Source organism: Streptomyces atratus (assembly GCF_014648655.1).
In the GTDB taxonomy this organism is placed as follows: domain Bacteria; phylum Actinomycetota; class Actinomycetes; order Streptomycetales; family Streptomycetaceae; genus Streptomyces; species Streptomyces atratus.
Window position 1 is genome coordinate 46,579 of the sequence record NZ_BMRN01000038.1, and the last position, 23,161, is coordinate 69,739.

The 23,161-nt window shown below is 68.8% G+C and carries 23 protein-coding genes and 2 pseudogenes; 11 read left to right on the forward strand and 14 right to left on the reverse strand.

All coding sequences use genetic code 11. The features are described from left to right. The first annotated feature begins 48 nt into the window (after positions 1–48). A complete protein-coding gene (locus tag IEZ15_RS34770; protein WP_189280905.1) occupies positions 49–639 on the forward strand; it encodes a TetR/AcrR family transcriptional regulator in 591 nt (196 codons plus the stop codon). Positions 640–690: 51 nt separating this feature from the next. Here the strand turns inward: IEZ15_RS34770 and IEZ15_RS34775 are convergent, their stop codons facing one another. Further along, positions 691–2,298 carry an adenosine deaminase family protein gene (locus IEZ15_RS34775; protein ID WP_189280906.1) on the reverse strand — a complete coding sequence of 536 codons (1,608 nt, stop codon included), beginning with the start codon at positions 2,296–2,298 and terminating at the stop codon, positions 691–693. 215 nt (positions 2,299–2,513) lie between these two features. Here IEZ15_RS34775 and IEZ15_RS34780 point away from each other — a divergent pair, with 215 nt between their 5' ends. Further along, entirely contained in the window at positions 2,514–3,866 is a 1,353-nt protein-coding gene (locus IEZ15_RS34780; RefSeq protein ID WP_189280907.1) for an erythromycin esterase family protein, read from the forward strand. 402 nt (positions 3,867–4,268) lie between these two features. Beyond that, complete coding sequence (locus IEZ15_RS34785) at positions 4,269–6,236, forward strand: YncE family protein (protein WP_189280908.1); 1,968 nt, start codon at positions 4,269–4,271, stop codon at positions 6,234–6,236. 204 nt (positions 6,237–6,440) lie between these two features. Here the strand turns inward: IEZ15_RS34785 and IEZ15_RS34790 are convergent, their stop codons facing one another. Further along, on the reverse strand, positions 6,441–6,707 hold the full coding sequence (locus tag IEZ15_RS34790; protein WP_189280909.1) for a DUF397 domain-containing protein: 267 nt from the start codon (positions 6,705–6,707) through the stop codon (positions 6,441–6,443). Continuing rightward, a pseudogene (locus IEZ15_RS34795) lies at positions 6,688–7,531 on the reverse strand (helix-turn-helix domain-containing protein). Before IEZ15_RS34795 ends, IEZ15_RS34790 begins: the two are co-directional and overlap by 20 nt. 114 nt (positions 7,532–7,645) lie before the next feature. Here IEZ15_RS34795 and IEZ15_RS34800 point away from each other — a divergent pair. Together IEZ15_RS34800 and IEZ15_RS34805 are read left to right on the forward strand one after the other, a co-directional pair. Then, complete coding sequence (locus IEZ15_RS34800; protein WP_373302687.1) at positions 7,646–7,894, forward strand: hypothetical protein; 249 nt, start codon at positions 7,646–7,648, stop codon at positions 7,892–7,894. Continuing rightward, the gene (locus IEZ15_RS34805) at positions 7,884–8,117 is read left to right on the forward strand and encodes a hypothetical protein (protein WP_114245844.1); all 234 of its coding nucleotides are present in this window, start codon (positions 7,884–7,886) and stop codon (positions 8,115–8,117) included. The genes IEZ15_RS34800 and IEZ15_RS34805 overlap by 11 nt, the downstream gene beginning before the upstream one ends. A gap of 104 nt (positions 8,118–8,221) precedes the next feature. Here IEZ15_RS34805 and IEZ15_RS34810 read toward each other — a convergent pair whose 3' ends face one another. Continuing rightward, on the reverse strand, positions 8,222–8,695 hold the full coding sequence (locus IEZ15_RS34810) for a BP74-related protein (RefSeq protein WP_373302688.1): 474 nt from the start codon (positions 8,693–8,695) through the stop codon (positions 8,222–8,224). Between the two features lie 105 nt (positions 8,696–8,800). Then, positions 8,801–9,421: a TetR/AcrR family transcriptional regulator gene (locus IEZ15_RS34815; protein ID WP_189280910.1), complete on the reverse strand. Its 621-nt coding sequence runs from the start codon at positions 9,419–9,421 to the stop codon at positions 8,801–8,803. Positions 9,422–9,539: 118 nt separating this feature from the next. On the opposite strand from IEZ15_RS34815, the gene IEZ15_RS34820 reads away from it, so the two are divergent. Both IEZ15_RS34820 and IEZ15_RS34825 read left to right on the forward strand, forming a co-directional pair. Continuing rightward, complete coding sequence (locus IEZ15_RS34820) at positions 9,540–10,574, forward strand: glycoside hydrolase family 113 protein (protein ID WP_189280911.1); 1,035 nt, start codon at positions 9,540–9,542, stop codon at positions 10,572–10,574. A gap of 46 nt (positions 10,575–10,620) precedes the next feature. Continuing rightward, positions 10,621–11,448 carry a COG4705 family protein gene (locus tag IEZ15_RS34825; protein WP_189280912.1) on the forward strand — a complete coding sequence of 276 codons (828 nt, stop codon included), beginning with the start codon at positions 10,621–10,623 and terminating at the stop codon, positions 11,446–11,448. On the opposite strand, the gene IEZ15_RS34830 is transcribed toward IEZ15_RS34825, so the two are convergent. Together IEZ15_RS34830 and IEZ15_RS34835 are read right to left on the reverse strand one after the other, a co-directional pair. Further along, a complete protein-coding gene (locus tag IEZ15_RS34830) occupies positions 11,429–12,808 on the reverse strand; it encodes an ATP-binding protein (protein WP_189280913.1) in 1,380 nt (459 codons plus the stop codon). The genes IEZ15_RS34825 and IEZ15_RS34830 overlap by 20 nt on opposite strands. Positions 12,809–12,861: 53 nt before the next feature. Then, the gene (locus IEZ15_RS34835) at positions 12,862–13,539 is read right to left on the reverse strand and encodes a response regulator transcription factor (protein WP_189280914.1); all 678 of its coding nucleotides are present in this window, start codon (positions 13,537–13,539) and stop codon (positions 12,862–12,864) included. Between the two features lie 80 nt (positions 13,540–13,619). Here IEZ15_RS34835 and IEZ15_RS34840 point away from each other — a divergent pair, with 80 nt between their 5' ends. Then, the gene (locus IEZ15_RS34840; RefSeq protein WP_189280915.1) at positions 13,620–13,844 is read left to right on the forward strand and encodes a DUF6177 family protein; all 225 of its coding nucleotides are present in this window, start codon (positions 13,620–13,622) and stop codon (positions 13,842–13,844) included. 160 nt (positions 13,845–14,004) lie between these two features. Next, positions 14,005–14,610: a Uma2 family endonuclease gene (locus tag IEZ15_RS34845; RefSeq protein WP_114249203.1), complete on the forward strand. Its 606-nt coding sequence runs from the start codon at positions 14,005–14,007 to the stop codon at positions 14,608–14,610. Positions 14,611–14,677: 67 nt separating this feature from the next. Here the strand turns inward: IEZ15_RS34845 and IEZ15_RS34850 are convergent, their stop codons facing one another. The 3 genes from IEZ15_RS34850 to IEZ15_RS34860 all read right to left on the reverse strand — a co-directional run bounded on the left by IEZ15_RS34850 (position 14,678) and on the right by IEZ15_RS34860 (position 18,274). Continuing rightward, positions 14,678–16,264: a PTS transporter subunit EIIC gene (locus tag IEZ15_RS34850; protein ID WP_189280916.1), complete on the reverse strand. Its 1,587-nt coding sequence runs from the start codon at positions 16,262–16,264 to the stop codon at positions 14,678–14,680. A 48-nt stretch (positions 16,265–16,312) separates the two neighbouring features. Next, positions 16,313–17,278, reverse strand: a complete 966-nt coding sequence (gene murQ, locus IEZ15_RS34855; protein WP_189280917.1) for an N-acetylmuramic acid 6-phosphate etherase — start codon at positions 17,276–17,278, stop codon at positions 16,313–16,315. 78 nt (positions 17,279–17,356) lie between these two features. Then, complete coding sequence (locus IEZ15_RS34860; RefSeq protein WP_114245853.1) at positions 17,357–18,274, reverse strand: MurR/RpiR family transcriptional regulator; 918 nt, start codon at positions 18,272–18,274, stop codon at positions 17,357–17,359. A gap of 157 nt (positions 18,275–18,431) precedes the next feature. Here IEZ15_RS34860 and IEZ15_RS34865 point away from each other — a divergent pair, with 157 nt between their 5' ends. Together IEZ15_RS34865 and IEZ15_RS34870 are read left to right on the forward strand one after the other, a co-directional pair. Next, positions 18,432–18,800, forward strand: coding sequence for a DUF8819 family protein (locus tag IEZ15_RS34865; protein ID WP_093895806.1), 369 nt, complete (start codon positions 18,432–18,434; stop codon positions 18,798–18,800). Further along, positions 18,797–19,072 (forward strand): DUF4031 domain-containing protein, encoded by a 276-nt coding sequence (locus IEZ15_RS34870; RefSeq protein ID WP_114245854.1) that lies wholly within the window; start codon positions 18,797–18,799, stop codon positions 19,070–19,072. The genes IEZ15_RS34865 and IEZ15_RS34870 overlap by 4 nt, the downstream gene beginning before the upstream one ends. Before the next feature lie 10 nt (positions 19,073–19,082). Here the strand turns inward: IEZ15_RS34870 and IEZ15_RS34875 are convergent, their stop codons facing one another. The 4 genes and pseudogenes from IEZ15_RS34875 to IEZ15_RS45520 form a co-directional block, all read right to left on the reverse strand. Beyond that, positions 19,083–20,318 carry a Cmx/CmrA family chloramphenicol efflux MFS transporter gene (locus tag IEZ15_RS34875; protein WP_189280926.1) on the reverse strand — a complete coding sequence of 412 codons (1,236 nt, stop codon included), beginning with the start codon at positions 20,316–20,318 and terminating at the stop codon, positions 19,083–19,085. 119 nt (positions 20,319–20,437) lie between these two features. Continuing rightward, the gene (locus tag IEZ15_RS34880) at positions 20,438–21,121 is read right to left on the reverse strand and encodes an HD domain-containing protein (RefSeq protein ID WP_189280918.1); all 684 of its coding nucleotides are present in this window, start codon (positions 21,119–21,121) and stop codon (positions 20,438–20,440) included. A 210-nt stretch (positions 21,122–21,331) separates the two neighbouring features. After that, positions 21,332–22,138 (reverse strand): hypothetical protein, encoded by an 807-nt coding sequence (locus tag IEZ15_RS34885; protein ID WP_189280919.1) that lies wholly within the window; start codon positions 22,136–22,138, stop codon positions 21,332–21,334. A 40-nt stretch (positions 22,139–22,178) separates the two neighbouring features. After that, positions 22,179–23,161: pseudogene (locus tag IEZ15_RS45520) on the reverse strand (hypothetical protein); the annotation flags it as partial.

A 23,161-nucleotide genomic window follows, 5' to 3' on the forward strand; every position in this document is an offset into this window, starting at 1 on the left:
ATGCTTTACGGCCGTTATCCTGACGGGCCGTCCGAGAGGAAATCCGCCATGGAGCCCGCGCCCGCACCGCCGTCCGGAGAGCGCCGTCGCGACGCCGCGGCCACGCGTCGCCGACTGCTGGAAGCGGCCCGTGACCTGTTCGCGGAGCGCGGCTACGAAGGGACGACGGTCCGCAGTATCGCGGAGCGGGCCGGGGCCAACCAGGCTCTGCTGTTCCGGTACTTCGGGTCCAAACAGGGGCTGCTCACGGAGGTTCTCGCACAGGGCGGACTTGAGCAGTTGCGCACGACACCGCCCGAAGAGCTCTTCGAGACCGCCCTGCGCTCGATGCTGACCCGCAGCGCGGTCGGGGGGACGGAGGATCGCTCTCTGGAGGTCTATCTGCGGTCCATCGGTCGGGGCGACGAGGCGGCCGGAACCTTGCGGAAGCTGGGCGAGGAGTACCAGGGCGCGCTGGCCGGGCTCTCCGGCACCGAGGACGGTGCCCTGCGTGCGGATCTCGCCATGGCGTGGCTTCTGGGCATCGGCCTGATGCGGACGGTCGTCGCGCGCGAGCCGCTGGCCGGGGCCGATCCGGACGACGTGTGCCGTCTCGTACTGGGCACGCTCAGTCACCTCTGGTCGGCTTCGGCGGAGTAGCGGAGAAACGTCCGGGCCCGGGGCCCGGGTCCGGACGTGTGCTGTGCGCTGTTACCGGTGACGGCTCTCGAAGGTGGCGAAGGCCGTTTCCTGGCGCCACTCGGTCGCCGCCTTCGGGTTGTCGGCGAGGTAGCGGGCGCAGCGCGCGCTCGGGCGGTCGGTGCCCGGCCGGTCGCTGCGGCAGGCGTCGACCAGGCGGTAGTCGGAGGGGGCGGAGCCGGTGGCCCACAGGCTGCGGCCGTTGCGGAACGCGTACTCCAGCGAGGCGCGGGCCAGGTCCTTCAGCTCGGTGTAGCGCAGGCCGTACGTCTTGGCGGCGTACTGGTACTCGTGGCTGATGTCGATCCGCGAGACCCCCGGGTCGTCGGTGGACAGGACCACCGGGACGCCGTAGCGGCGGTACGCGTTGAACGGGTGGTCGTCGCCCGCGATGCCGAGGATCTGCTTGTTGCTGCTGAACGGCACCTCGACCGCCACCTTGCGCTGTGCCATCGTCCGGGCGAGCTGCCGCCAGTCGTCCTCGTGGACCAGGTCGACGCCGTGTCCGATGCGTTCGGCTCCGGCGACGAGTACGGCCTCGCGGATGTGGAACGTCAGGTCCTCGGGCTTGACCAGGCCGGGGGCCAGTTCACCGGAGTGCAGGGTGAGGTGGGCGCCCGGGTACTGGCCGCGCAGATAGTTCAGCATCCGCATCTGGAGGCTGTAGTTGGCCAGCGCGCTCTCTCCGTCCTCGGGCTGTACGAGGTTGACCGCGACGAACCTGGGGTCACGCTCCGCCAGCCGCATGCCGACCGCGATCTGCGTGAACACCCGCGCCGGTGTGCTGCCCCGGGACACCTGGGAGATCCACCTGACGGGGAGCCGGCAGCCCGGGTCGGGGCGCGTGGTGTCGCAGTGCGCGGCCGCCCGGAACTGGGTGTCGGCGCCGTCGGCCTCCCGGACCGCATCATCCACGACCCGGTCGAGCTGCCCACCGGCCAGGAGCTTGCGGTGGAAGGCGGCGAAGTCGGGGTCGTAACCCACGGCTTCGGCCAGCCTTCTGGCGCTGTCCGACGCGGGGGTGACCATGGTCTCCAGATAGAACTGGTTCTGCTCCACCACGGTGTCGGCCACGTCCGCGAGCAGCTTGCCGCGGTCCCAGGTCGCCAGGCTGAACTTGCCGAAGGTGTCGAAGAAGTGGTCGTGCCCGGACTGGGTGGCAGGGAAATCCTGCATGGACCAGGCCCGGACGATCTGCTGCCGGAACGCGGCGTCCGTCTGCGCGTCGATGGCGGGCCGCTTGCCCGGTCCGCACGGGGGTGCGACGGCTGTCATCGTCGCGTCGATGCACAGGCCCTTCTCGCCCGCGAGCTTGATCAGGAACTCGGTCCTTGCCGCGCCCGACAGGTGGTTGTGGAGGTCGCCCCCCTTGGGCAGCGCCTTGAAGAATGCATTCAGCCGCTCGGGCCTGTTCCGCAACGAGTCGAGGTACGCGGCGGTCCTGCGCTCGGCCTGGGTCACCGCGCGGGGTGACGTGTGCGCGGCGGGCCGTGCCGAGGGATCCTTCACGGGTGCGGCCGTGGCCGGGATCGCCGGGAGCAGGGAGAGCATGGTGAGTGCGCCGAGCCCGGCCGGGATCAGGGACTTGGGACGGCGGGCCGTCCGGATTGTTGAGATCACGGCCGAATGATCGCGTTCGGCGAGGGCATTTTTCACCCGAACCGCATCTATCGCCGGAAACGTCCACCCGATCGAGTGCGCGAGCGGGCGCTGCCCTCCGGCTCCTCCGGGGGGTATCCCCCCGGAAGAGTTGGAGGCTTCTCCCAGCGCGCGGCAGCCGAATCGCAGGCAATGATCCTTCTCAAGTTGCAATACGTAAGTTGAGAGGTAACAGCATGGCGAGGCATCGGAAGCGGATCAGCCGACGGGTACTGCTGGCGACGGCCGCGGTCGCGACGGGAGCGGTCCTCGCCCCTGTGGCGGTCCAGGCAGCCACGGCAGACACGGCCGGCAGGGAGCAGAACCCGGTCCGCGCACTGGAGCAGGCGGCCCACCCGCTGCGGACGACCGAGCCCGGGGGGAACACGGCCGACCTGCGAGCCCTGGGCTCGATGATCGGCGACGCCAAGGTGGTCGGCCTCGGCGAGGCCACCCACGGCTCCCACGAGTTCTTCACCATGAAGGAGCGGGTCTTCCGCCACCTCGTCGAGAAGAAGGGTTTCACCACCTTCGCCCTGGAGCTGAGCTGGTCCGCGGGACTCCAGATCGACGACTACCTCCAGACCGGCAAGGGCGACGCCCGCAAGATCGCCAAGGAGACGCTCACCAACTCGCCCTGGGACCGCGAGGAGTTCGTCAGCCTCATCGAGTGGATGCGGGACTACAACCGCCACCACCCCGACCGCACCGTCCACTTCATGGGCGACGACATCGGCGCTCCCTCACTGAGTGACGAATTCTTCGGCCGGGTGACCGGCTACGTGCAGAAGAACAATCCCGAGGCGCTGCCGCGGCTCAACGAGCTCTACACCGGTCTGCGCCCGATCGACGACGTCTTCGCCTACCTGGGCAAGCCGCTCGCGGAACGGCAGCAGCTCGCCGCCAAGGCACAGCAGGCCCTGGAGCTGGTCAGCGGTCTGAAGGGCTCCGGCGGCGACGCGTTCGACTGGGCCGAGCAGAACGCCCGGTCCGTCGCCCAGACCGCCAAATTCCTCACCCTGAACCCGGACGACCCGGAGTCGAACGCCGCCTCACAGCGCTTCCGCGACGAGGTGATGGCCCAGAACGTCTCCTGGTGGCAGCAGCGCACCGGCCAGAAGGTGCTGCTGTCCGCGCACAACGACCATGTCGCCTACGTCGCCAGCGATCCCGAGACGTACTCCAAGACGCAGGGGTCGTTCCTGCGCGACACGATGGGCAAGAACTACCTCCCCATCGGCTTCACCTTCAACCAGGGCTCTTTCCTGTCGAAGGACGCCGCGCTGGGCGGCGAGTGGAAGAAGTTCACCGTTCCCGCCGCCGAGCCCGACCGGAACGAGGCCACCCTCGACAAGGTCCGCTACCGGGACTTCTACCTCGACATCCGCACCGCCCCGGCTGCCGCGCGCGACTGGCTGAACGCCGCCCGGCCCACGCTCAATGTCGGCACGCTGTTCCCCGAGGAGCCGCGTGACACCGCGCTCGCCAAGGCCTACGACGTCCTCATCCACCTCCAGGAAGTCAGGGAGGCCGACAAGCTGAAGCCGTGACGGCCTGGTTCCGGCTCCGGCGCGAGCCGCCCGAGACCACCTGGCCGGCGGGGAGGCCGGCCGTGCGCGTGATCAAGCCGTTCAGTCCGTGATGGCGCAGGGTCCGGGTGAGCGTTTTCCCGGCATCCCGCTGAACATGGGCATGTGCGACGACCGCTTCGCCCTCGGTGGAGCGGTCGGCGGCGGACGAGTTGTAGGTACTGTTCCGATCGCCGTAGCAGCAGCCCACATCGGCTGCGCGGGCTCACCGGGAACCGGTGGTGGGGGCGCTGGTCATGGTGTCGGTGGCATGACTTAGTCTTCGCTCACTCGCCACACGGGCAGCACAGGTCACACAGATCGGCTGTCGCCTGTCAGCTGCACGCAGTGGCCCCACACTCGTTCCGGGGGGTTCGAATCACCGTGCGTATGCGCATTCTCCCGGCCGCCACCGTACTGGCGGTCCTCTTCAGCTCGGCAGTACTCACCGCCGCACCCGCTTCCGCCGACACCACCAGGACCATCCCGGTCACGTCCGCGGACGACACGGTCGTCGACGGCATCCACCAGCGGCTGTACTTCAGCGACAGGTCCCAGAACAAGATCGTCGTCACCGACTACACCGGCAAGGCCGTCACCACGCTGACCGGCCTGCCCCAGGTCCGGGACCTCGAACTGAGCCCGGACTCAAGCACGCTGTACGCCGCGGTGTACGGCGCCGACAAGATCGTCGCTTTCGACACCGCGACGCTCACGCAGACCGCCGAGTACCCGACCGGCGACAAGACCATTCCCTCCCGGCTCGTCCACGCCGACGGCAAGCTGTGGTTCGGATACGGCGACCAGTGGGGCTCCGGGCTCGGCTCGGTCGACCTGACCGCCGAGACGCCGACGGTGACGCTGGACCTGGCGGCCGGACACGACTTCGCCAGCCCGCCCAGGCTCTACGCGGACCCGGACAACCCGGGCACGCTGCTTGCCCTCGACGCAGGCATCAGTTCCGGTCCGATCCTCGTCTACGACATTTCCTCCGGCACCCCGGTGATCCGCGTGTCCGCCGACAAGGGCGGCTTCTACAACGACGCGGCGCTCACCCCGGACGGACAGAACGTCGTCGTGGCCGGGCCCGGAAACCGCGCGCTCACCGAGTACCGGCTCTCCGACCTGGAGCAGGTCCGCACCTTCCCCGTCGCCTCCGAACCGGAAACGGTCAGCATCGCCCCGGACGGCACGGTCGCGGCCACCGTCCTCGACACCGACGACCTCGGCGACACGTACGTCTTCAGCAGCGACCCCGGCCGGCCCGCCAGCGTCCGCAACCTGTCGCACAGCTGGATGCCCTGGTTCGGGCACTCGATGAACTGGTCGGCCGACGGCGGGAAGCTGTTCGTGGTGAGCGAGGGGGGCGACAACGACTCCTCCACGTTCAACGTCGTCGACGAACCCCGCAAGTACGTCGTCACACTGAAGGCCGACGCCCCGGCCACCGCCACCCGCGGGAAGTCGCTCACCGTCAAGGGCTCGCTCACCTCGGGCCTCGTGCTGCCCGCCGGGACCCCGCTGGCCGTCACCCGCACCGACATGGAGTCGCCCAACGGCAAGTCGCTCGGCACCAAGTACCTCGGCGCGGGCGGCACGTTCTCCTTCACGGACACCCCGCCGGCCGGCGCCAAGGTCACGTACAAGGTGACGTACGCCGGTGACGCGACGCACACGCCGGCGACTGCCTCGGACACGGTCGACGTCTCCCGCGCCACGCCCACGCTGACGCTGAACAACAACGGCAAGCTGTACGACTACGGCAAGGACGTCGCGTTCACCGCGCACCTCGGCGCGACGCACAAGAACCGCACGGTCGAGATCTGGGCCGACCCCTTCGGCACGGACAAGCCGAAGAAGCTGGTGAAGACCGGCACGGTCAACTCCAGCGGCAACCTGTCGGTCACCCTGGACATGACCCGGGACGCCACGGTCACCGCCGTGTTCAAGGGCGACGCCCGCTACGCCCCGAAGTCGGTCAAGTCCACGGCGTACGCCCGGGTGAAGGTCTCGACGGCGCTGTCCAAGTACTACCGGACCGGCAAGATCGGCTCCACGACGTACTACTACTTCCACAAGAACACCGACGTCATCTCCACGACGACGATGAGCTACTACAAGGGCCGCAAGCAGCGGCTGGAGCTCGAGGTGTACTACCAGGGCAAGTGGTACGACGGGGCCACCGAGTACTTCAAGCTCGGCACCAACGGGAAGTCGGTCGTCAACCTGGGCCACTCCGGCAAGTCGGGCGTCCGCGCCCGGGTGCGCTCCTCGTACATCAACGGCACTTCCGGGGACAGCGTGAACTCGACGACGTACGGCGCCTGGAAGTACTTCGTCTTCACCAGCTGATTCGGCGGCCGAGGTCTTACGAGGCCATGGCGTCGGGGGGCGCGTTCCCAACGGTGAACGGGGACGCGCCCCAGCTGTGCAGCCGACGGACGCCCATGACAGACGGGTTCGGGCTTTCTGCCGTCGACGCCTCCCCCATGGGTGGCCACGGGCTATATCCGACTGCCGCGTCGCAGCCACCCCGGGCATGAGCCGGTGCTGCGGCTAAGCGCGCTTGACGTTCGCGACGAAGGACGACCACGCCGCCGTACGGAACACGAGCGCCGGGCCTTCGGTGACCTTGGAGTCGCGGACGGGGACGATGCCGGGGTGGCCGTCGGCGACTTCGAGGCAGTCGCCGCCGCTGCCGTCGCTGTACGTGGACTTTCGCCAGGTCGCGACCTCCAGACAGTCCCCACCGCTGCCGCCGCTGTGGGAGGACTTGTGCCAGGTGGCCGTGGACAGGTCGTAGTCAGAACCGCTGATCTTCATGGGCGTAATCCTCCGCCACCGACTCGATCAGAGCCAGGGACAATTCCGGTGACAATGCGCTGGCCACCACCAGATCGTAGGTCAGCTCGTAGTGCCTGACGGTTGCCGGTTCGTCGTGCAATGTCCCTGTACTCAGGCCCTGCAGGTAGGCGAGTGGAGGCGCGTCCTCGAAGGACATCAGTTTGAACTGGCCCTCCATGGCCATGTGGGCACCCGCGCTGAACGGCAGCACCTGCACGATGATCCGGTGTTTGCGGGCCAGCTCCAGGATGTGGCGGAGCGCTTCAGCCATCACCGCCGGGCTGCCGACCTGGCGACGTAACACCGCCTCGTCCAGAACCGCCCAAACCAAGGGCGTTGTTGGATCGGTCAGGAGCTGAGCTCGTTCACAGTCGTGCCGCGACCAGGTCGTTGATGACGTCTTCCACAGCCGTCGGCTGGTACGCCCGGAACACCGCTCGCGCGTATGCCTCCGGCTGCAACAGCCCCGGGATCAGCTGAGGCGCGTACTCCTTGATCGTCTTTGCCACGGCCTCCGCCTCGGCCGCTTCGGCGAAGTGATCCGGGTACTTCGACTTCTTCAGGGCGGCGCAGTTGCGCACGAAGAACCCGTCCGCCTTCAGGATCTCGTCCAGTTTCTGGGCCTGATCCACCTGCATCCGTCGTGTGCCGGACTCCAACTGCCCGATGAAAGAGCCGCTGACGAACAGCGGAAGGCCCAGCTCCTCCTGAGAGAGGCCTTTGCCCTCCCTCCGATGGCGGAGTTCGGCGCCGAGCAGGGCGCGTGGCGAGGAGGAGGGGTCGAGTTCTTTGGGGCCTGGCATGACAACTCCCTGTGACACACGTGCGGTTGTTGGTTCTGCGCCTCTTCCAGGCCAGCGACGTGTTGGCCACGCTGGGTATGCATTGTCATCACTCAGCGTGGAAAGGGATGGATCATGACGACGATGGAACGGCGCAGGACGGCAGAGAGCAGAGTGCGGGCGGCGGAGGACGCTGTGGCGCGGCTGAAGGAGGGGTTCTCCGGGGTCGGGATCACGCTGCCGTCGCTGCGGGTCGACCCTGTGTCGTGTGCGGGGAACGAACCGGCGTCGCCGCTGGTGGACCTCGGGCGGTGCAATCTCGACACGGCGCTGCGGCTGAGCGCGGTCCTGGAGGCGCAGGGGCTGGCCGGTCATGACGGATGAGGGGCTTGAGCCGTGTGTGCCGGAGCCCGGGTCGTTCGCGGTGGACACGCGCGACGGGCGGGTGGGGCGCGTGATGGGGTGCGTCGGGCCGTATGTGCAGCTGCGGGCGCCGGGTGGTGGGGCCGAGTGGGACTGCCCGCCGGAGTCGGTGCGCCCGGCACCGCTCGGGGAGGTGCTGCGGGCCCGGGTCAGAGAGGTCAACCGGGAGGGGCGGCTGCCGTGAAGGTGTCGGGGTGTCGGGTCTGACGCGGCGGAGGACGAGAGGAAGGGCGACGCCCTGGACGGGTGCCGCCCTTCGATCGGGCCGGCCTGGCCGGTCGACTCGCCTTATGGTGCGGGTACTTCGCGTACGAGCTTTGAAGTCCAGGGGCAGAAGATGAGGCCGGGCAGGAAGGGGCCGCCGGCCTCGTCGAGGTGTTCCTCGACGTACGGCAGTGTCGCGTCGCAGACCTCGATGGCGTAGTCGAAGAAGTGGACCGTCTGCGGGTCGTAGTGGTAGCTCCAGCCCGGGTTGTACGAGGCCGGGTACTTCTTGAGCCTGCCGACGACGTGAGGCTCGTCGTTCGTGGCGCCGCTCACCAGGTCCCTGGCGTGCTGGATCTCGCGCTCCTTCACCAGCTTCACGATGAACGTGCTCCGGGTGATGTCGGTCATCTCGAAGTAGGCGGGCGCGACGGCGGCGCGCTGCGCCCCCTCGCTGTGCTGGGTGGCCTGGGCCGGATGGGCCACGGTGAAGGCGAGCATCGCGACGGCGGCGAGGCTTCCGACCTTGGTGAACATGTGTCGCACGAGGATCTCCATGGGTGCATGGCGAGCCGTGATGATCACGGCTGCTCGTTGCGCAACGTAGTGGAGTAAATGCGGAAAGTGGTGCCCGGCGCTCCGGGCGACCCGCGGGGCGTACGGTCAGTTCGGGGCCGGGTCGCGGCGCCGCACCAGGGGCAGGTACACCTCGTCGACGATCTCGACGAGGACGTCGTCGGGTGCCGTAGGGGCTCCGCGCACGACGAATTCATTGCGCAGCAGGACGACGGCCACGGTGGCGACCCGCGGGTGGAGGGCTTCGGGGGAGGCCTCGCCGCGTGCGACCGCGCGCCCCAGGATGGTCAGCCAGGGGGCTGCCGCGGCGTCGCTGGACTGTTCTTGCAGCTGTGCCAGGAGTTCCGACGTGCCACCGGCTGCGGAAAGCAGTTCGCGCAGGATCGCTCCGAGGGGGGAACTCCAGTGACGGTTGGCCCCGCGTAGTAGTTCGAGTACGTCGCTGCGCAGGTCGCCGGTGTCGGGCGGTTGGACTGTCGTGGCCAGTTGCCGGTAGGCGGCGATGCCGAGCGCGAGGCGGTTGGGCCAGCGGCGGTAGATGGCGTTCTTGTTGGTGCCCGCGCGGGCGGCGACCTTGTCCATGGTCAACCCGGCGAATCCGGACTCGGTGAGTTCGTCCACCGCTGCGCGCAGGATCGCCTCCTCCAGGACGGCTCCGCGTCGCCGCGTCTGCCCGGCGCTTGGCTGTCTCGTCGGATTCTCCGTCATGGCCCCTTCTCGTGAGCGGTACCGCTCGTACCTTCCCATTGTGGTTGCCATCCCCGAGGGGCGGCAATTAGGGTACGGCGAGTACCGTAAATTCTTCCGCCAGGAGAGGATGCGAAGCATGCGGGCCAGAGGCATCAGCTACGACACCGGCTTCGTCAAGAACGGAGCGGTCTCCCGAAAGCTCTTCGACCCGGAGGTGGTCGGGCGCGAACTGCGCATCATCCGTGATGACCTGCACTGCAACGCGGTCCGCGTCATGGGCGGTGATCCGGAGCGGGTGGAGCTCGCGGCGGGGTACGCGGCCGACCTCGGCCTTGAGGTCTGGTTCTCCCCGTACCCGCTCGAACTGACCGCCGACGAAATGCTGTCGCTGTTCGCCGACTGCGCCGAGCGCGCGGAGCGGCTCAGGCGGCGGGGAGCGGAGGTCGTGTTCGTCGCCGGCGCCGAGCTGAGCCTGATGAACAAGGGATTCCTGCCCGGCGACAGCATCGACGACCGGGTCGCGCTGCTGAGCCGGCCGGATCGCGTGCGCGAGCACATCGGGCAGGTCAGTGCGCGTGTCAACGACTTCCTCGACAAGGCCGCGGCACTCGTCCGCGAGCGCTTCGGCGGCAGGGTGACCTACGCGTCCGTACCGCTCGAACGCGTCGACTGGGCCCCCTTCGACATCATGTCCGTGGATCTCTACCGGTCGGCCGAGACCGCCGACCGGTTCGCCGAAGGCGTCCATCACCTCGTCGCGCAGGGAAAGCCGGTCGCGATCACGGAGTTCGGCGCGGCCGGCTACCGGGGTGCGGCTGACCGGGGAGCCCACGGTCTGGAGATCGTCGAGTACGACAAGGACGCCGGTCCACTCCGGCTGAACGGCGAGTACGCCCGCGACGAGGCCGGTCAGGCCGCGTATGTGCGGGAACTGCTGGAGGCCTTCGACGCCGGCGGCATCGACAGCACCTTTGTCTTCACCTTTGCGCTGTACGACCATGTGCACCGCCCCGACGGCGACCCCCGCGAAGACCTGGACCTGGCCAGCTACGGCATCGTCAAGGTCTTCGAGGACCGCCTCGGAACCACCTACCCCGGCCTGCCATGGGAACCCAAGGCCGCGTTCACCGCCGTCGCCGACCACTACGGGGAGGGGCGGCTCCCACGCTGAGCGCAGTCAGGAAAATTTCAGGCAGGCCCTGCCAGCGTGCCGTTCCATGACAACCGACTTGACCGACGCGTATGCGTCCGGCACGCGCTCCCGGGCGCGACAGATGCTGAACAAGGTCCCGGAAGTGACCGTCTACTTCTGGGTGATCAAGGTGCTGTGCACCACCGTGGGTGAGACCGCGGCCGATCTGCTCAACGACAACCTGGGCATGGGGCTGACCAACACCTCGTACCTGATGAGTGCGCTGCTGGTCGTCACCCTGGTCTTCCAGTTCCGGGCGCGCAGGTATGTACCCGGCCTGTACTGGCTGTCCGTGGTTCTGATCAGCGTGGTCGGCACGCTGATCAGCGACAACCTGACCGACAACCTCGGCGTTCCGCTCCAGACCACGACCGTGGTGTTCGCGGTGGCGCTCGCCGTCACGTTCTTCGCCTGGTACGCGAGTGAGCGGACGCTGTCCATCCACTCGATCCGGACGACGCGCCGCGAGGCGTTCTACTGGCTGGCGATCCTGTTCACATTCGCTCTGGGCACGTCCGCGGGCGACCTCACGGCGGAGAAGCTGGACCTGGGGTACTGGCTCTCCGCGGTCGTGTTCGCCGCGCTGATCGCGGCGGTGGCCCTCGCACACCGCACGCTGGACTTCAACGCGGTGTGGTCGTTCTGGATCGCGTACGTCCTGACCAGGCCGCTCGGCGCCTCGCTGGGCGACTACCTGTCGCAGCCCACCGCGGACGGCGGGCTGGGACTGGGCACGGTCGGCACCAGCGTCCTGTTCCTCGTCGTCATCCTCGCTCTGGTCGTCTTCCTGACCCGGACGCGGCGCGATGTGGCGCAGGGCGGCTCTGCCGAGGTCAGCCCGCAGGAAAGGTGACGACGAAGCGCGCGCCGGGCGCCGCGGTGTCCAGCGCGATGTCGCCGCCCGCTGCCCTGGCGAGCCGGCGGGCCAGGGCCAGACCGAGTCCCGCGCCGTCGTGTCCGTCCTCGGGGCGGGCGCGACGGCCGGGTTCGAAGAGGGAGGCGACGAAGTCCTCCGGCACGCCGGGTCCGTCGTCGGACACGTACACCGTGACCTCGCCCGCTCTCGCCTCGCAGGTGAGAGTGACCGAGTGGGCCGCATAGCGGCGGGCGTTGTCCAGGAGCGGCGTCAGGATGCGCTCGGCGACGTCCTCCGAGACGCCGATGCTCACCTCGGGTGCGCTGCCGGGGGTGCTGCTGCCCGCCGCGACGGTCACCGGCGGGGCGTCTGGGAACAGGGCCGCGTTGCGTTCCGCCAGGCGGTGCGCGATGTCGGAGAAGCGGGAGCGGCCGGGGGTCTGCGCACTGCGGGTACGGACCTCGGAGAGCAGCGAGTCGCAGATCTGCTGCATGGTCGCGGCGGCGCCCGCGATGGCCTCCAGGGAGGTTTCCTGCTGCTCCGCGCTGCGCGGGCGCCCGGTCAGCCACTCGGTTTCGGCGGCGATGCGGGCGAGCGGTGTGCGCAGTTCGTGGGAGAGCTCGGCGGCCTGCTGCTGCTCGTGACGCAGGACGGCGGCCAGCCGGTCCAGCAGCGCGTCCAGGCTGGTGGCGAACGCGGCGAGCTCGGCGGGTCTGCCCTGCGCACCGAACCGTTCGGGAGCGCCCGCCGCGCTCCACCGCGTGGCCTGCTCGCTCATCGCGGCGACCGGGCGCAGGGCCCGTCGTACGACGAGGCGGGTCAGGAGATAGATGGTGGCCAGCAGAAACACCGCCAGCGCGATCGAACCGATCAGAGCGGTGTCCGCCGTGCTGCGGTACGGGTCGAGGCTGACGGAGCTGACGACGGTGCCGGCCTGCGTGGGTGTGTGGCCCTGCCGGGCGGGTGCGTCGACGGGGAAGGCGTACAGCCGCCACGACCCGGGGCCCTCGGCGTCGGCGAACGTCTCGCGCCGGCCGGCGAGGCGGGCCGCCTGCGCCTCCAGGCCGGCGGGTGCGGTGGGGGGCTTCTCGACCACCGTGCCGCCCTGGAAGATCCAGACCCCGGCGTCCAGGGCCCGGTCCTCGGTCGGCGCCCGTACGACCAGCCGGCCGTCCGGTCGTACGTCCACCGTCGCCGCCACGGCCTCGGCGCGGGTGCGCATGACGTCGTCGGCCTGTCCATGGAGCCGTTTGTCGAGGGCGATGTTGAAGACGGTGGTCAGGACGCCGATCCACAGCGCGCTGGTGGCGAGGGCCATCAGGGCGAGGCGGCCGCGGAGGGTCAGGGGGCGTTTCATCGGTTCATCGGGGCCTCTGGTCGGACGCGGCGGATGTGTTGCCGTTCTGGTTCTCAGCCGAAGCGGTAGCCGATGCCGCGGACGGTGCTGATGGTCTGCGGGCTGTCCGCCTCGCGGAGCTTGCGGCGCAGGCGGGCCAGGTACTGGTCCAGGGTGTTGTCGCTGACCTGCGCCCCCTCCGGCCAGCCCGTCCGCAGCAGGGCCCGACGGCGCACCACGCTCCCGGGGCCCGCCATCAGGCACGCCAGCAGACGGAACTCGGTCGGTGTCAGGGCCACGGGGCGGCCGTGGACCGTCAGCTCGTGCTTGATCGGGTTCAGCCGCATCGCACCCGCGCTGTCGGCGAGGGTGGTGCTGCCGCGGTGACCGGCCCGGTTCAGGACCGCCCGGACGCGGGCCGCGAGCTCGCTGAGGTGGAACGGCTTCACCAGGTAGTCGTCGCCGCCGGAGGCGAAACCGGAGAGCCGGTCGGTGAGATTGCCGCGGGCGGTCAGGAAGATCACCGGAGCGGTGAACCCCGCACCGCGCATCGCCTGGCACACATCGCGCCCGTCGGAGTCCGGCAGCCCCACATCGAGGACGACCGCGTGCACCGACTCGTCGACGGTCTTCAGGGCGGTCGCGCCGTCGACGGCGGTCACGACGTCGAAGTCCTCGTCGCGCAGGCCACGGGCCAGGACATCGCGCAGGCCGTGGTCGTCCTCGACGACAAGAATGCGTGCAGCGGTCACCGGGCCAGTATTACCCGGCCTGTGCCGGACACCCCAGCGCGTACAGGTTCTGTTCAGGTGGCGTGCGACACCATCGGGGCGTGGCGGGGGCGGAGCAGCATGTGGGGTCCGGCGCCCTGGCCGACCGCGGCCTCGACCATGCTCGCAGAGCCCTCGCCGAAACCGCGCCCACCCAGCTCGGCCCGGCTGCCCGGTCCGTCCTGCGCCATGTGCTCGGCGACGGAACGGAGCCCGGCGCTTGGGAGCGCCCCCAGCGGCTCAACGAGCGCCTGAGCGGCGCCCGGCCGCCCCGCCGACATGCGTAGAAGGGGCCCCTGCCGACTCTGAACCGCGCACCGCGACCGGGCGGACGGCGGAGGGTCGCTGCGTACGTCGCACGATCGTGGGACGCTGGTGCGAGCGGCGAACTGCCGCAGAACCGTCGATCTACGCTCCTTTGACAGGCCACAGAAGAAGGGACTCGCGATGACCGCCGCGATGGTCGAGAACGACCAGGCCTCTGAGGGCCGCCCGTGGGACTACCTGCTGCAGACATGGCGTGAACTCGACGTGCCCGAGGGGTGGCGCGCCGAGATCGACGAAGGGCAGATCGTCTTGGTACCTCCGCCTCATGCGCATCACAACGGCATTGCCGCCAAAGTGCAGCGCAGGCTCTATGGAAAGCTGCCCGAAGAGCTGGAGATCTACCAGACCCTCGGCATCCACGTAGCCCCGCTCGACAAGCTCTATGTGCCAGATCTTGTGGTCATGCCCTCGGAGCTCATCGATGCCGCCGACCCGGAGAGCAGCGATCCGATGGACGCATCGGAAGCCCTGCTCATCGTCGAGATCACGTCGAAGGGCAACGCCCGGGAGGACCGGACGAAGAAGTACCGCGCCTATGCACGCGCGGGCGTACCCATGTACCTGTTGATCGACCGGTTCGACACGCGTGGGGCGATGGCCACTCTGTTCACGGAGCCGAACGAGGACGGGACGTACAAGCGCTCCGACCCGGTGCCGTTCGGCAAGCCGCTCACGCTGCCCGAGCCCTTCGGTACGACCCTCCTCACGGACGAATTCCCGGTTTGAGAAGGCACGGAAAGGGGCGGCCCCCGGCCATCGGGTGCCGCCCCTCATCCGTATCCGTATGCCGGGATCAGACCCCGGCCGGTTCCTTTGCCGGGCTGTCGGGGCCCGTCGTCGGGGACGCCGGGCCGCCCGTTGCCGCGACCGTTGATTCGGCCGGTGCCTGGGAGACGTTGAACTCCGTCAGCAGGTCCTTGCTGAAGCCGAAGAAGTACGTCGCGAGGAAGCCGGCGAGGTAGCCGACCAGCAGGCCGCCCGCGTAGATCGCGATCGTGGTGCCCAGGCCGTGGTTGCCGTCGAGGAGGGGGAACAGGGCCCAGCCGGACGGGCCGATGGCCGTGGAGCCGACCTTGTCGCCGAGCTGGTTGAACAGGCCGATGAAGCCGCCACCGAACGCACCGCCCACGCACGCCGTGATGAACGGGCGGCCGAGCGGGAGGCTGACGCCGTAGATCAGCGGTTCGCCGACGCCCAGCAGACCGGCCGGGAGCGCGGACTTGATGGTGCGGCGGATCGACTCGTTGCGGGGGAGACGGAAGTAGACCGCCGCGGCCGCGCCGACCTGGCCGGCGCCCGCCATCGCGAGGATCGGCAGCAGGACCGTGTAGCCCTGCTGCTCGATCAGGGTGGTGTGGATCGGGATGAGTGCCTGGTGCAGGCCCAGCATCACCAGGGGCAGGAAGAGACCGCCGAGCACGAAGCCCGCGCCCGCGCCGCCGTTGGAGAGCAGCCAGTCGGCGAACGTACCGATGGCGGTGGAGATCTCGCCGGCCACGTACATCAGGCCGAAGATCGTCACCAGGCCGGAGACCAGGACGGTGAGGGTCGGGGTGACCAGTACGTCCAGTGCCTCGGGCACCCAGCGGCGACACCACTTCTCCACGTACACCGCGAGCACTGCCGCACCCAGTGCGCCCAGCACACCGCCCTGGCCGGGGGAGAGCTTCTGGCCGAACGCCTCGATGTTCGCGACGCCCGGGAAGACGATGATCGCGGCGACAGCGCCGCCCAGGATCGGCGTACCGCCGAACTCCTTCGCCGTGTTGAAGCCGACGAACACGGCGATCAGCGCCATGAATCCGGACGCCATCGCGGCCAGGGCGGGCGTGACCGAGGTCAGCCAGCCCAGGTTCACCAGCAGGCCGTTGAGACCGGCGATGATGCCGCAGCCGATGAGCGCCGGGATCAGCGGGACGAAGATGTTCGCGATCCTGCGCAGGAACAGCTTGAACGGGGTGGCGTTCTTCGCCTTCCGCGCTGCCTTTATCGCTGCACCCTGGGTGGCCAGTTCATCCGCCGAGGCGGAGGTGGAAGCGGAGGCGGAGGTGGAGGTGGAAGCGGAAGCGGAAGCCGAGGCCGGGGCGGAAACATTCGCCGCTTCAGGGGCTGCTGCCCTGCCCTCCTCCACCAGCTGTTCGAACTCCGGGGTGACCCGGGCGACGGTGCCCGGGCCGAGGACGATCTGGTAGGTGTCGTCCTCGACCACGCCCATGACGGCGGGTACCGCCTTCAGGGCCTCGTCGTCGACGAGCGAGCGGTCGTGCAGGCCCAGCCGGAGCCGGGTCATGCAGTGGGCGATGGAGCTGACGTTCGCGGCGCCACCGACGAGCGGAAGGATCGCGGCGGCGGTGGCGCGGTTCTTGTCTTCTGTTGCCATGGTGCGTGGTGCCTTGCTGTGCGGGGGTGCGGGGGTGGAGCCGGTGGGTCAGGTGGTGCGGGGGGCGGCGGCGAGGGCGGCGCGGAGGTGGCCGTCGGACGCGGTCAGCAGGGTGGCGGCGGTGGGGCCGTCGACCTGGCCGAGGATGGTGAGGATGGCGTTCTTCACCTCGCCGTCGGTCGCGGCGAGGGCGGCCTCGATCTCCTCGTCGGACGCTCCGGTGGCGAGCGAGACGATGCGGCGGGAGCGGGCGCGCAGTTTCTCGTTGGAGGCGCGGACGTCGACCATGAGGTTTCCGTACGTCTTGCCGAGCCTGATCATCGTGATCGTCGAGAGCATGTTGAGGACGAGCTTCTGGGCCGTACCCGCCTTGAGCCGGGTGGAGCCGGTCAGCAGCTCGGGGCCTACGACGATCTCGATGCCGTGCTCGGCCGCGGCACCCAGTGCGGAGTCCGCGTTGCAGGACAGCCCGATGGTCAGCGCGCCCTTGCCACAGGCGTGCTCGACGGCGCCGATCGCGTACGGCGTACGGCCGGAGGCGGAGATGCCGACCACGGTGTCGTCGGCGGTGAGGTCCAGGGCATCGAGGTCGGCGGCGGCCAGCTCCTTGCTGTCCTCGGCGCCCTCGACGGCCTGCACCATGGCGGACGGGCCGCCCGCGATCAGGCCGATGACCTCGGAGGGGTCGGTGTTGAAGGTGGGCGGGCACTCGCTGGCGTCCAGCACGCCGAGCCGGCCGGCGGTGCCCGCGCCCGCGTAGATCAGCCGGCCGCCGCGGGCCATGCGCTCAGCGGTGCCGTCGATCGCGGCGGCGATCTCGGGCAGCCGGGCGCCGACGGCGGCCGGGACGGACCGGTCCTCGCCGTTCATGATCCGGGCTATCTCAAGCGTGTCCAGGCGGTCGATCTCGGCGAGCTCGGGCCGGAACGCCTCGGTGGTGAGCGTTTCGAGCTGGGCTCGCAGTTCCCCGTATCCGTCGGGGGTGGTGGTGTCGGCGTCGGTGGTGGAGGTCATGGAGAGCGGCTCAGCTTTCTCGGTCTCGTACGGTTCGGCGGGTGCGGGCGGTGAGGGCCGGTTCGGCTCCGGTCGGGGTCAGCGCGGGCGTGGGGTGTGGCGGTGGGCCAGCGCCTCGTAGGAGGCGGCGAGCGCCGGTGCGGCCGTTTCGTACGTGCGCTGCGCGACGCCTATGAACAGGCAGTCGACGACGAGCAACTGGCTCGTACGGCTCGACATGGCGGCGGGCCGCAGCTCGCTCTCCCGGGCGGTGGACGTGGTCAGCACGTGGTCGGCGTACTGCGTCACCGGGCCGTCGGGGCGGCCGGTGATCGCGATCGTCGTCGCGCCGCGGTCGAAGGCGACCCGCAGCGGCTCGATGACATCGACGGTCGAGCCGGAATGCGTGATCGCGATGGCCACGTCGCCGGAGCGGAGCTGCACGGCGTTGGTCACCGCGAGGTGCGGGTCCGTGTGGGAGTGCGCGATCAGGCCGATACGGGCCAGCTTCTGCGCCAGGTCCTGGCCGACGAGCGACGAGGCGCCCACACCGTAGATGTCGATGCGCCGGGCGGTGGCGGCGGCGGCGACCGCGGCACCGAGCTGGACGGTGTCGAGCCCCGCGGCCGTGTCGGCGAGGGTCTGCTGCTCGTCGTAGGCCAGCTTGGCGACCACATCGGCGATCGGGTCGTCGACCGCTATGTCGGCGGTGACGGAGGGAGCCCGGCCCGACTGCTGGTGCGCGGCGAGCCCGGCGAGGGCCAGGCGCAGATCGCGATAGCCGGGGTAGCCGAGGAGGCGGGCCGTGCGGACCACGGTCGCCTCGCTGGTGCCGGTGAGCTCGGCGAGACCGGTGACCGTGAGGGCGGCGCAGCCTGCGGGGTCACCGGCGACGGCCTCGGCGACGCGCTGCATGGAGCGGGTCATGGACGGCGCGAGCGTACGCACCTTGGCCGCGAGAGCCGCCGGGGCGGGCGGTGAATCAGCGCTGAAACTTTCCTTCAGGTCATTGGTCACCTTTGAAAGATATTTTCAACCAGGTTGCCCGTCAACCCCCCTTTGGTCCCTGCCTCCGACACCGATTCCGAGGCCGTTTCCACAGCACTTCCGGCAGCGCGGAAACTGCAGGGGCGGGCGCGCGAAGCGGGTTCGTGGGCGGGGTGACAATGGGCCCATGGAGATGAATCCCTTGGAACAGGCGTTGCACACGGCCCGCGCGCTGGTCATGGCCGATCTCGCCGCAGGTGACGTCGCCGAGGCCGGGATCGTCTCGCTGGTCGAGGACGCGGTGACCCACCGCCGCTGGTGGGTCGAACAGTGGCCCGACGGTGCCTCGTTCGTCGTCGGCCTCGTCGCTCAGGACGTGCAGGACGCCTTGCTCGAACGCTACGGGCGGTGGCCGCTCTGCCCGGTCTGCGACGCGGGCGACCCGCACGCCCTGGACGTCGAACCGGAACTGGGCCCGGACCCGCACTGGGTGTGCACCAAGGCCGCCGTGGCCGTCGCACCGGTCGGTTCGCTGAGCGGGATACTGCGGCGGTGACCGTCTACATCGACCCGCCGGACTGGCCAGGACACGGGCGGTTCTGGTCGCACCTGGTCAGCGATGTGTCCTTCGAGGAGCTGCACACCTTCGCGGCATCCATCGGCTGCCCGCCCCGTGCGTTCGAGCGGGACCACTACGACGTACCGGAATCGCGGTACGAGGACGCGGTACGGGCCGGGGCGAAGGAGATCGGCTCGAAGGAGCTCGTCCGCCGGATCACGGAGGCCGGTCTGCGGCGGCCCAAGGGACGTCCGGCGCCCGCAGTCTGACGGCCGCCCGTCAGACTGCGGGGGTACCCGCCTGCGACGACGCCTTTCCGGACACTTCCGACGACGCCGCGGCGGGCGATCCGGTCACCCGTCGCGACCTGCCGCGGCCCTGCAGCCGCAGCGAGAACACCACGGCCACCAGCGCCAGTACCGTCATCGCGGCCCCCGCCCACGCGGTCGCGGCGAAACCGAAGTCCGCGTCGATCACCGTGCCGCCCAGCCAGGGGCCGCCCGTGTTGCCCAGGTTGAACGCGGCCGTCGTCGTGGCGCCGGCCAGCGTCGGAGCGGCGCCCGCGACATTGAACATCCGGGCGTTCAGCGCCGGGGCCGTGTAGAACGCCGACAGTCCGAGCAGGAACGAGAGCCCGACCGCGGCGACCTGGTTCGAGGCGAACAGCGCCAGCGCGACCAGGAAGACCGTCGAGGCCGCGATGCCGCTCATCAGCACCCCGAAGAGATGCGCGTCCGCGACCCGGCCGCCGATCGTCGTACCGACCAGCGCACCGATCCCGAACAGTGCGAGCACCGTCGGCACCCAGCCGGAGTCCAGCCCGGCGACATCCGTCAGCAGCGGGGCCAGATAGCTGAACGCGCAGAAGACACCGCCCGCCGCGAGCGCCGTGATCACGATCGACAGCCACACCTGCCGGTCCCGGTAGATGCTCATCTCCTGCTTGAGCCGCGGCTTCTGCTCCGGCAGCGGAATGCGTGGAATCAGCGTCGTCACCCCGACCAGTGCCACGGCGGACGCCGCACCCACCGCCCAGAACGCCGCCCGCCAGCCGAGGTTCTCACCGAGAAAGGCCCCCAGGGGCACGCCGAGCACATTGGCGATCGACAGACCGCCGATCATCACGGCCATCGCACGGGCCCGCGCGTTCACCGGCACCATCGCGATGGCGACCGCCGCCCCCACCGCCCAGAACCCGGCGCAGGCGAAGGCGCTCACGACACGGGACGCGAAGAGCACCTCGTACGTCGGAGCCAGCGCACCCGCGACCTGACCGAGGCCGAAGACGGAGATCAGGGCGATCAGTGTGGTGCGGCGCGGCAGCCGGAGCGTGGCCACGGCGAGCAACGGGGCGCCGATCACCATGCCGATCGCGAAGGCGGATATGAGAAGTCCGGCCCGGGGGATGGACACGTTCATGTCGTCGGCGATGGGCGGCAACAGCCCGGAGAGCATGAACTCGCTGGTGCCCAGGGCGAAGACCGAGAGACCCAGGATGTACACGGCCAGGGGCATGCGGGAGCGGCGAGCGGCAGAGTCGGGCATGACAGCTGCCAACAGCCATCACGGCCATTACATTCCCGGCCCCCTTCACCCTCCCGCCGGCTTTCGGCCACCGCTCTGCCGCGAGCTGCTCAGTGGCTGAGCAGCTCCAGCTCGGTCAGCAGGTTCTGCCGCGCCCGCGGCTCCCACCGAGCCACGCCGTGCGGTGTACGGAACAGTCGCGGCAGTCCGAGCAACTGGCGCAGCACCGCCGACCGTCCCTCCCGGAACGCGTCGTCGGGCACGAAGCCGTACTCCTCGCGCACCTGCGCCGCGTACGCCGCGTACTCCTTCGGGTCCGCCGCCAGGATGGCCAGATCCGCATCGCACAGCACCTCGCCGTTGGTGTCGCCGTCCGCCGGATCGTGGGTGACGGTGAGGCGGACGAGCCGGGCGACCTCCGCTGTGACGTCGGCCGGAACGCCGGCCTCCGGCAGGGCGCGTTCGGCCAGGGCGGCGCTGCGTTCCTCGTTCTCGGACCGGTCGGGCCGGTAGACCGCGTCGTGGAACCAGGCGGCGAGGCGCACGGCATCCGCATCGGCCGTGTACCCGGCGAGCGTGTCGATGCGGTCGAGCACCGCGACCAGGTGCGCGGTGGTGTGGTACCGCCGCTGCGGTTCGGCCCAGCGCGCCAGCAGATTGTCGGCGTACGGCATCGGATCGGGCGCGGACGCCCCGCCTCGGGCACCGACGAGCGCGTTCCGCCAGCGCTCACGGAGGGAGTCATCGGCGCTGTCGACCCCGTGGGCACCGCCTGCGCGCGAACTGTCGCTCATACGATGACCCTAGCCCGAGAGCAGATGGCCTCCGGCGGCTCCGGGCACAGACGTCACGAGCCGTCGTGGCCTGAACCAGAGGCCGGCAGGGACGAACGGCTGCGCGGTGCGAGCGACTGCCCGCGTCGCGGGCTGCGCGGCCGGTGGTCGGGGTGGAGCGCAGCAGCACCGAGCGCGATCCGGGCGCCTCCCGCCCGACATCGTTCCCCTTCACACGTCCGTTCCACCGGACTCCGCGTTCTGATCGACTGTGCGTTCGAGGGCCCAGGCGGTCGACTTATTAGCCAGCCAAGCGGTCTGCCGCAACGCGCGCTCCCCCTCGGCTCGGGCATCGAGGGCGATCTGTTTCAAAGGGCTGCGGCCGTCATCTTCGTGTCCTGCCTCTTTTTCCTGCCCTTCCCTCGCCATGAGGCTCAACGCAGTCCCCAATCGGATGGCCGGAGAGGAATCGTTCAGTTTCTCATTGAGCCATTGCAGGTCGGACGCACGGGCAGGCCGTTGTGTGAAGGTCAGGTTTGCCACGCCTTCGATGATGTCGATCCGCAATGGCTCACCCACCTGTTCGTCGTACATACGCTGGAGCGTCGGTACCAACTCCGGACCCGATTCCTTGATCCGTGACAGCAGATAGACAGCCGATCCTCGCACTGCTTCGTCGTGATCCGCTCCCAGGAGAGGTATGACCGAGGGTGCGCAGTTCCGGTAGCTCTCCGAGATCATCTGCTCCCACGAAACCATCTCGGTGAAGTGATGGCGTGTGTCCGGATCCTCGTCCCATCGGAAACGCCAGGTTCCCAGCGTGTACGCGTAAGCGCTTCCCAGGTAATTCAAGACCTCGCTCCGAATTGTTGTTTCCGAGCGTGTGACGGCATCAAAAAGCATGGGGATTGCTGTCACGGCCTCTTCGGTAAAGGCTGCGCCTTGCGGGCTGATCCTTTCTTCGAGTGCGCTCAGCGCCGAAAGAGCCGCCTGGCGATCAGATTTACACACCCTCTTGGTCAACTTCTGCAATCTCACTCGAAATACTCCATTGGTTTCGCCTGGCTGTGGTCGACGATCAGCGATTGCTGACATTTATACCCATGTCGGAAAGCAGGGGTTTGCAGAAATCGCAGGGCATATAAGGATCTCCGCAGTTGTCCATCTCTGCTTTGGCCGCTTCCATGGAGCCATTCCGTGCCGGATTGCTCTCCCCTTCACTCGACGTCTCATCTTCATATATTCTATTGCGCCTGTTGTGCTCTGCCCGCTCCCTTTCTTTCCGCTCCTTGTCTTCGTATGCTTTACTGATGCACTCTATTTCAGCACACCCCAGATGGTGATTCTTCCGTAATCGTCGTATCTCCTTGAGTGCCTCCGGGTGGATGGATGATGCCGGACGCTGCTGCGTGCTCGCACCTTCGTATGTTCCGCCACCGGCCGTGCGGAGTATTGCCACCGCCTTGCATTTTCCCTTGTTGTCCTCGGCGAGCCGCATGAGCGCATCCGAGTTCTTGTTCTTCTTCTTTGACTTCTTGTTGGAGGTTTCCTTTCGCTTGGGGTTGATTTCTCCGACGATCACCCAGTTCGCTTTTTCGAGCACCGCGTAGAGGCGAGTCAGACCGTACTTCACCCGAGTGGAATCCAGTACGGGATCAATGTCGCGTTTCTCCGCGGTTTCACCAGGCATTTCGTTTACCTGGCTGATGGCTGCGTGGACAGCCTTGCGCAATCGGGTCTGCTTCTCCTCAAGGGTGGCTGGCTCGTCTTTTGCCTTATCCTTTCCCCTGAGTTTCACCCAGAGGGCTTTGCCCTTTTTGGCGATGAAGTTGACGATTTTGTCGATGGCGCGGTTGACGGGTTTGGCGACGGCGTGGAAGACGGATTTGACCTTGTTGGCGAGGTTGCCGATGCCGAGGAGTGAGGCGAGGAAGCCGATCAACAACGGGACGCTGGCGGCGAGGGCTGTTTCGATCATTTTGGGGACGCCTGCGGTGCCGCCGTTGGCGATGGCGATGACGGAGTCGAGGACGGCGTTGACGAATTCGGCGATCTGGGCGC

What these genes read in the sequence shown, in the direction of transcription:
- IEZ15_RS34850 (WP_189280916.1), bottom strand. Translation starts at nt 16,264, where the DNA reads ATGGCAACAGAAGACAAGAACCGCGCCACCGCCGCCGCGATCCTTCCG.
- IEZ15_RS34770 (WP_189280905.1), top strand. Translation starts at nt 49, where the DNA reads ATGGAGCCCGCGCCCGCACCGCCGTCCGGAGAGCGCCGTCGCGACGCC.
- IEZ15_RS34805 (WP_114245844.1), top strand. Translation starts at nt 7,884, where the DNA reads ATGACGGATGAGGGGCTTGAGCCGTGTGTGCCGGAGCCCGGGTCGTTC.
- IEZ15_RS34810 (WP_373302688.1), bottom strand. Translation starts at nt 8,695, where the DNA reads ATGGAGATCCTCGTGCGACACATGTTCACCAAGGTCGGAAGCCTCGCC.
- IEZ15_RS34825 (WP_189280912.1), top strand. Translation starts at nt 10,621, where the DNA reads ATGACAACCGACTTGACCGACGCGTATGCGTCCGGCACGCGCTCCCGG.
- IEZ15_RS34780 (WP_189280907.1), top strand. Translation starts at nt 2,514, where the DNA reads ATGGCGAGGCATCGGAAGCGGATCAGCCGACGGGTACTGCTGGCGACG.
- IEZ15_RS34845 (WP_114249203.1), top strand. Translation starts at nt 14,005, where the DNA reads ATGACCGCCGCGATGGTCGAGAACGACCAGGCCTCTGAGGGCCGCCCG.
- IEZ15_RS34830 (WP_189280913.1), bottom strand. Translation starts at nt 12,808, where the DNA reads ATGAAACGCCCCCTGACCCTCCGCGGCCGCCTCGCCCTGATGGCCCTC.
- IEZ15_RS34820 (WP_189280911.1), top strand. Translation starts at nt 9,540, where the DNA reads ATGCGGGCCAGAGGCATCAGCTACGACACCGGCTTCGTCAAGAACGGA.
- IEZ15_RS34790 (WP_189280909.1), bottom strand. Translation starts at nt 6,707, where the DNA reads ATGAAGATCAGCGGTTCTGACTACGACCTGTCCACGGCCACCTGGCAC.
- IEZ15_RS34880 (WP_189280918.1), bottom strand. Translation starts at nt 21,121, where the DNA reads ATGAGCGACAGTTCGCGCGCAGGCGGTGCCCACGGGGTCGACAGCGCC.
- IEZ15_RS34865 (WP_093895806.1), top strand. Translation starts at nt 18,432, where the DNA reads ATGGAGATGAATCCCTTGGAACAGGCGTTGCACACGGCCCGCGCGCTG.
- IEZ15_RS34875 (WP_189280926.1), bottom strand. Translation starts at nt 20,318, where the DNA reads ATGCCCCTGGCCGTGTACATCCTGGGTCTCTCGGTCTTCGCCCTGGGC.
- murQ (WP_189280917.1), bottom strand. Translation starts at nt 17,278, where the DNA reads ATGACCTCCACCACCGACGCCGACACCACCACCCCCGACGGATACGGG.
- IEZ15_RS34815 (WP_189280910.1), bottom strand. Translation starts at nt 9,421, where the DNA reads ATGACGGAGAATCCGACGAGACAGCCAAGCGCCGGGCAGACGCGGCGA.
- IEZ15_RS34800 (WP_373302687.1), top strand. Translation starts at nt 7,646, where the DNA reads ATGACGACGATGGAACGGCGCAGGACGGCAGAGAGCAGAGTGCGGGCG.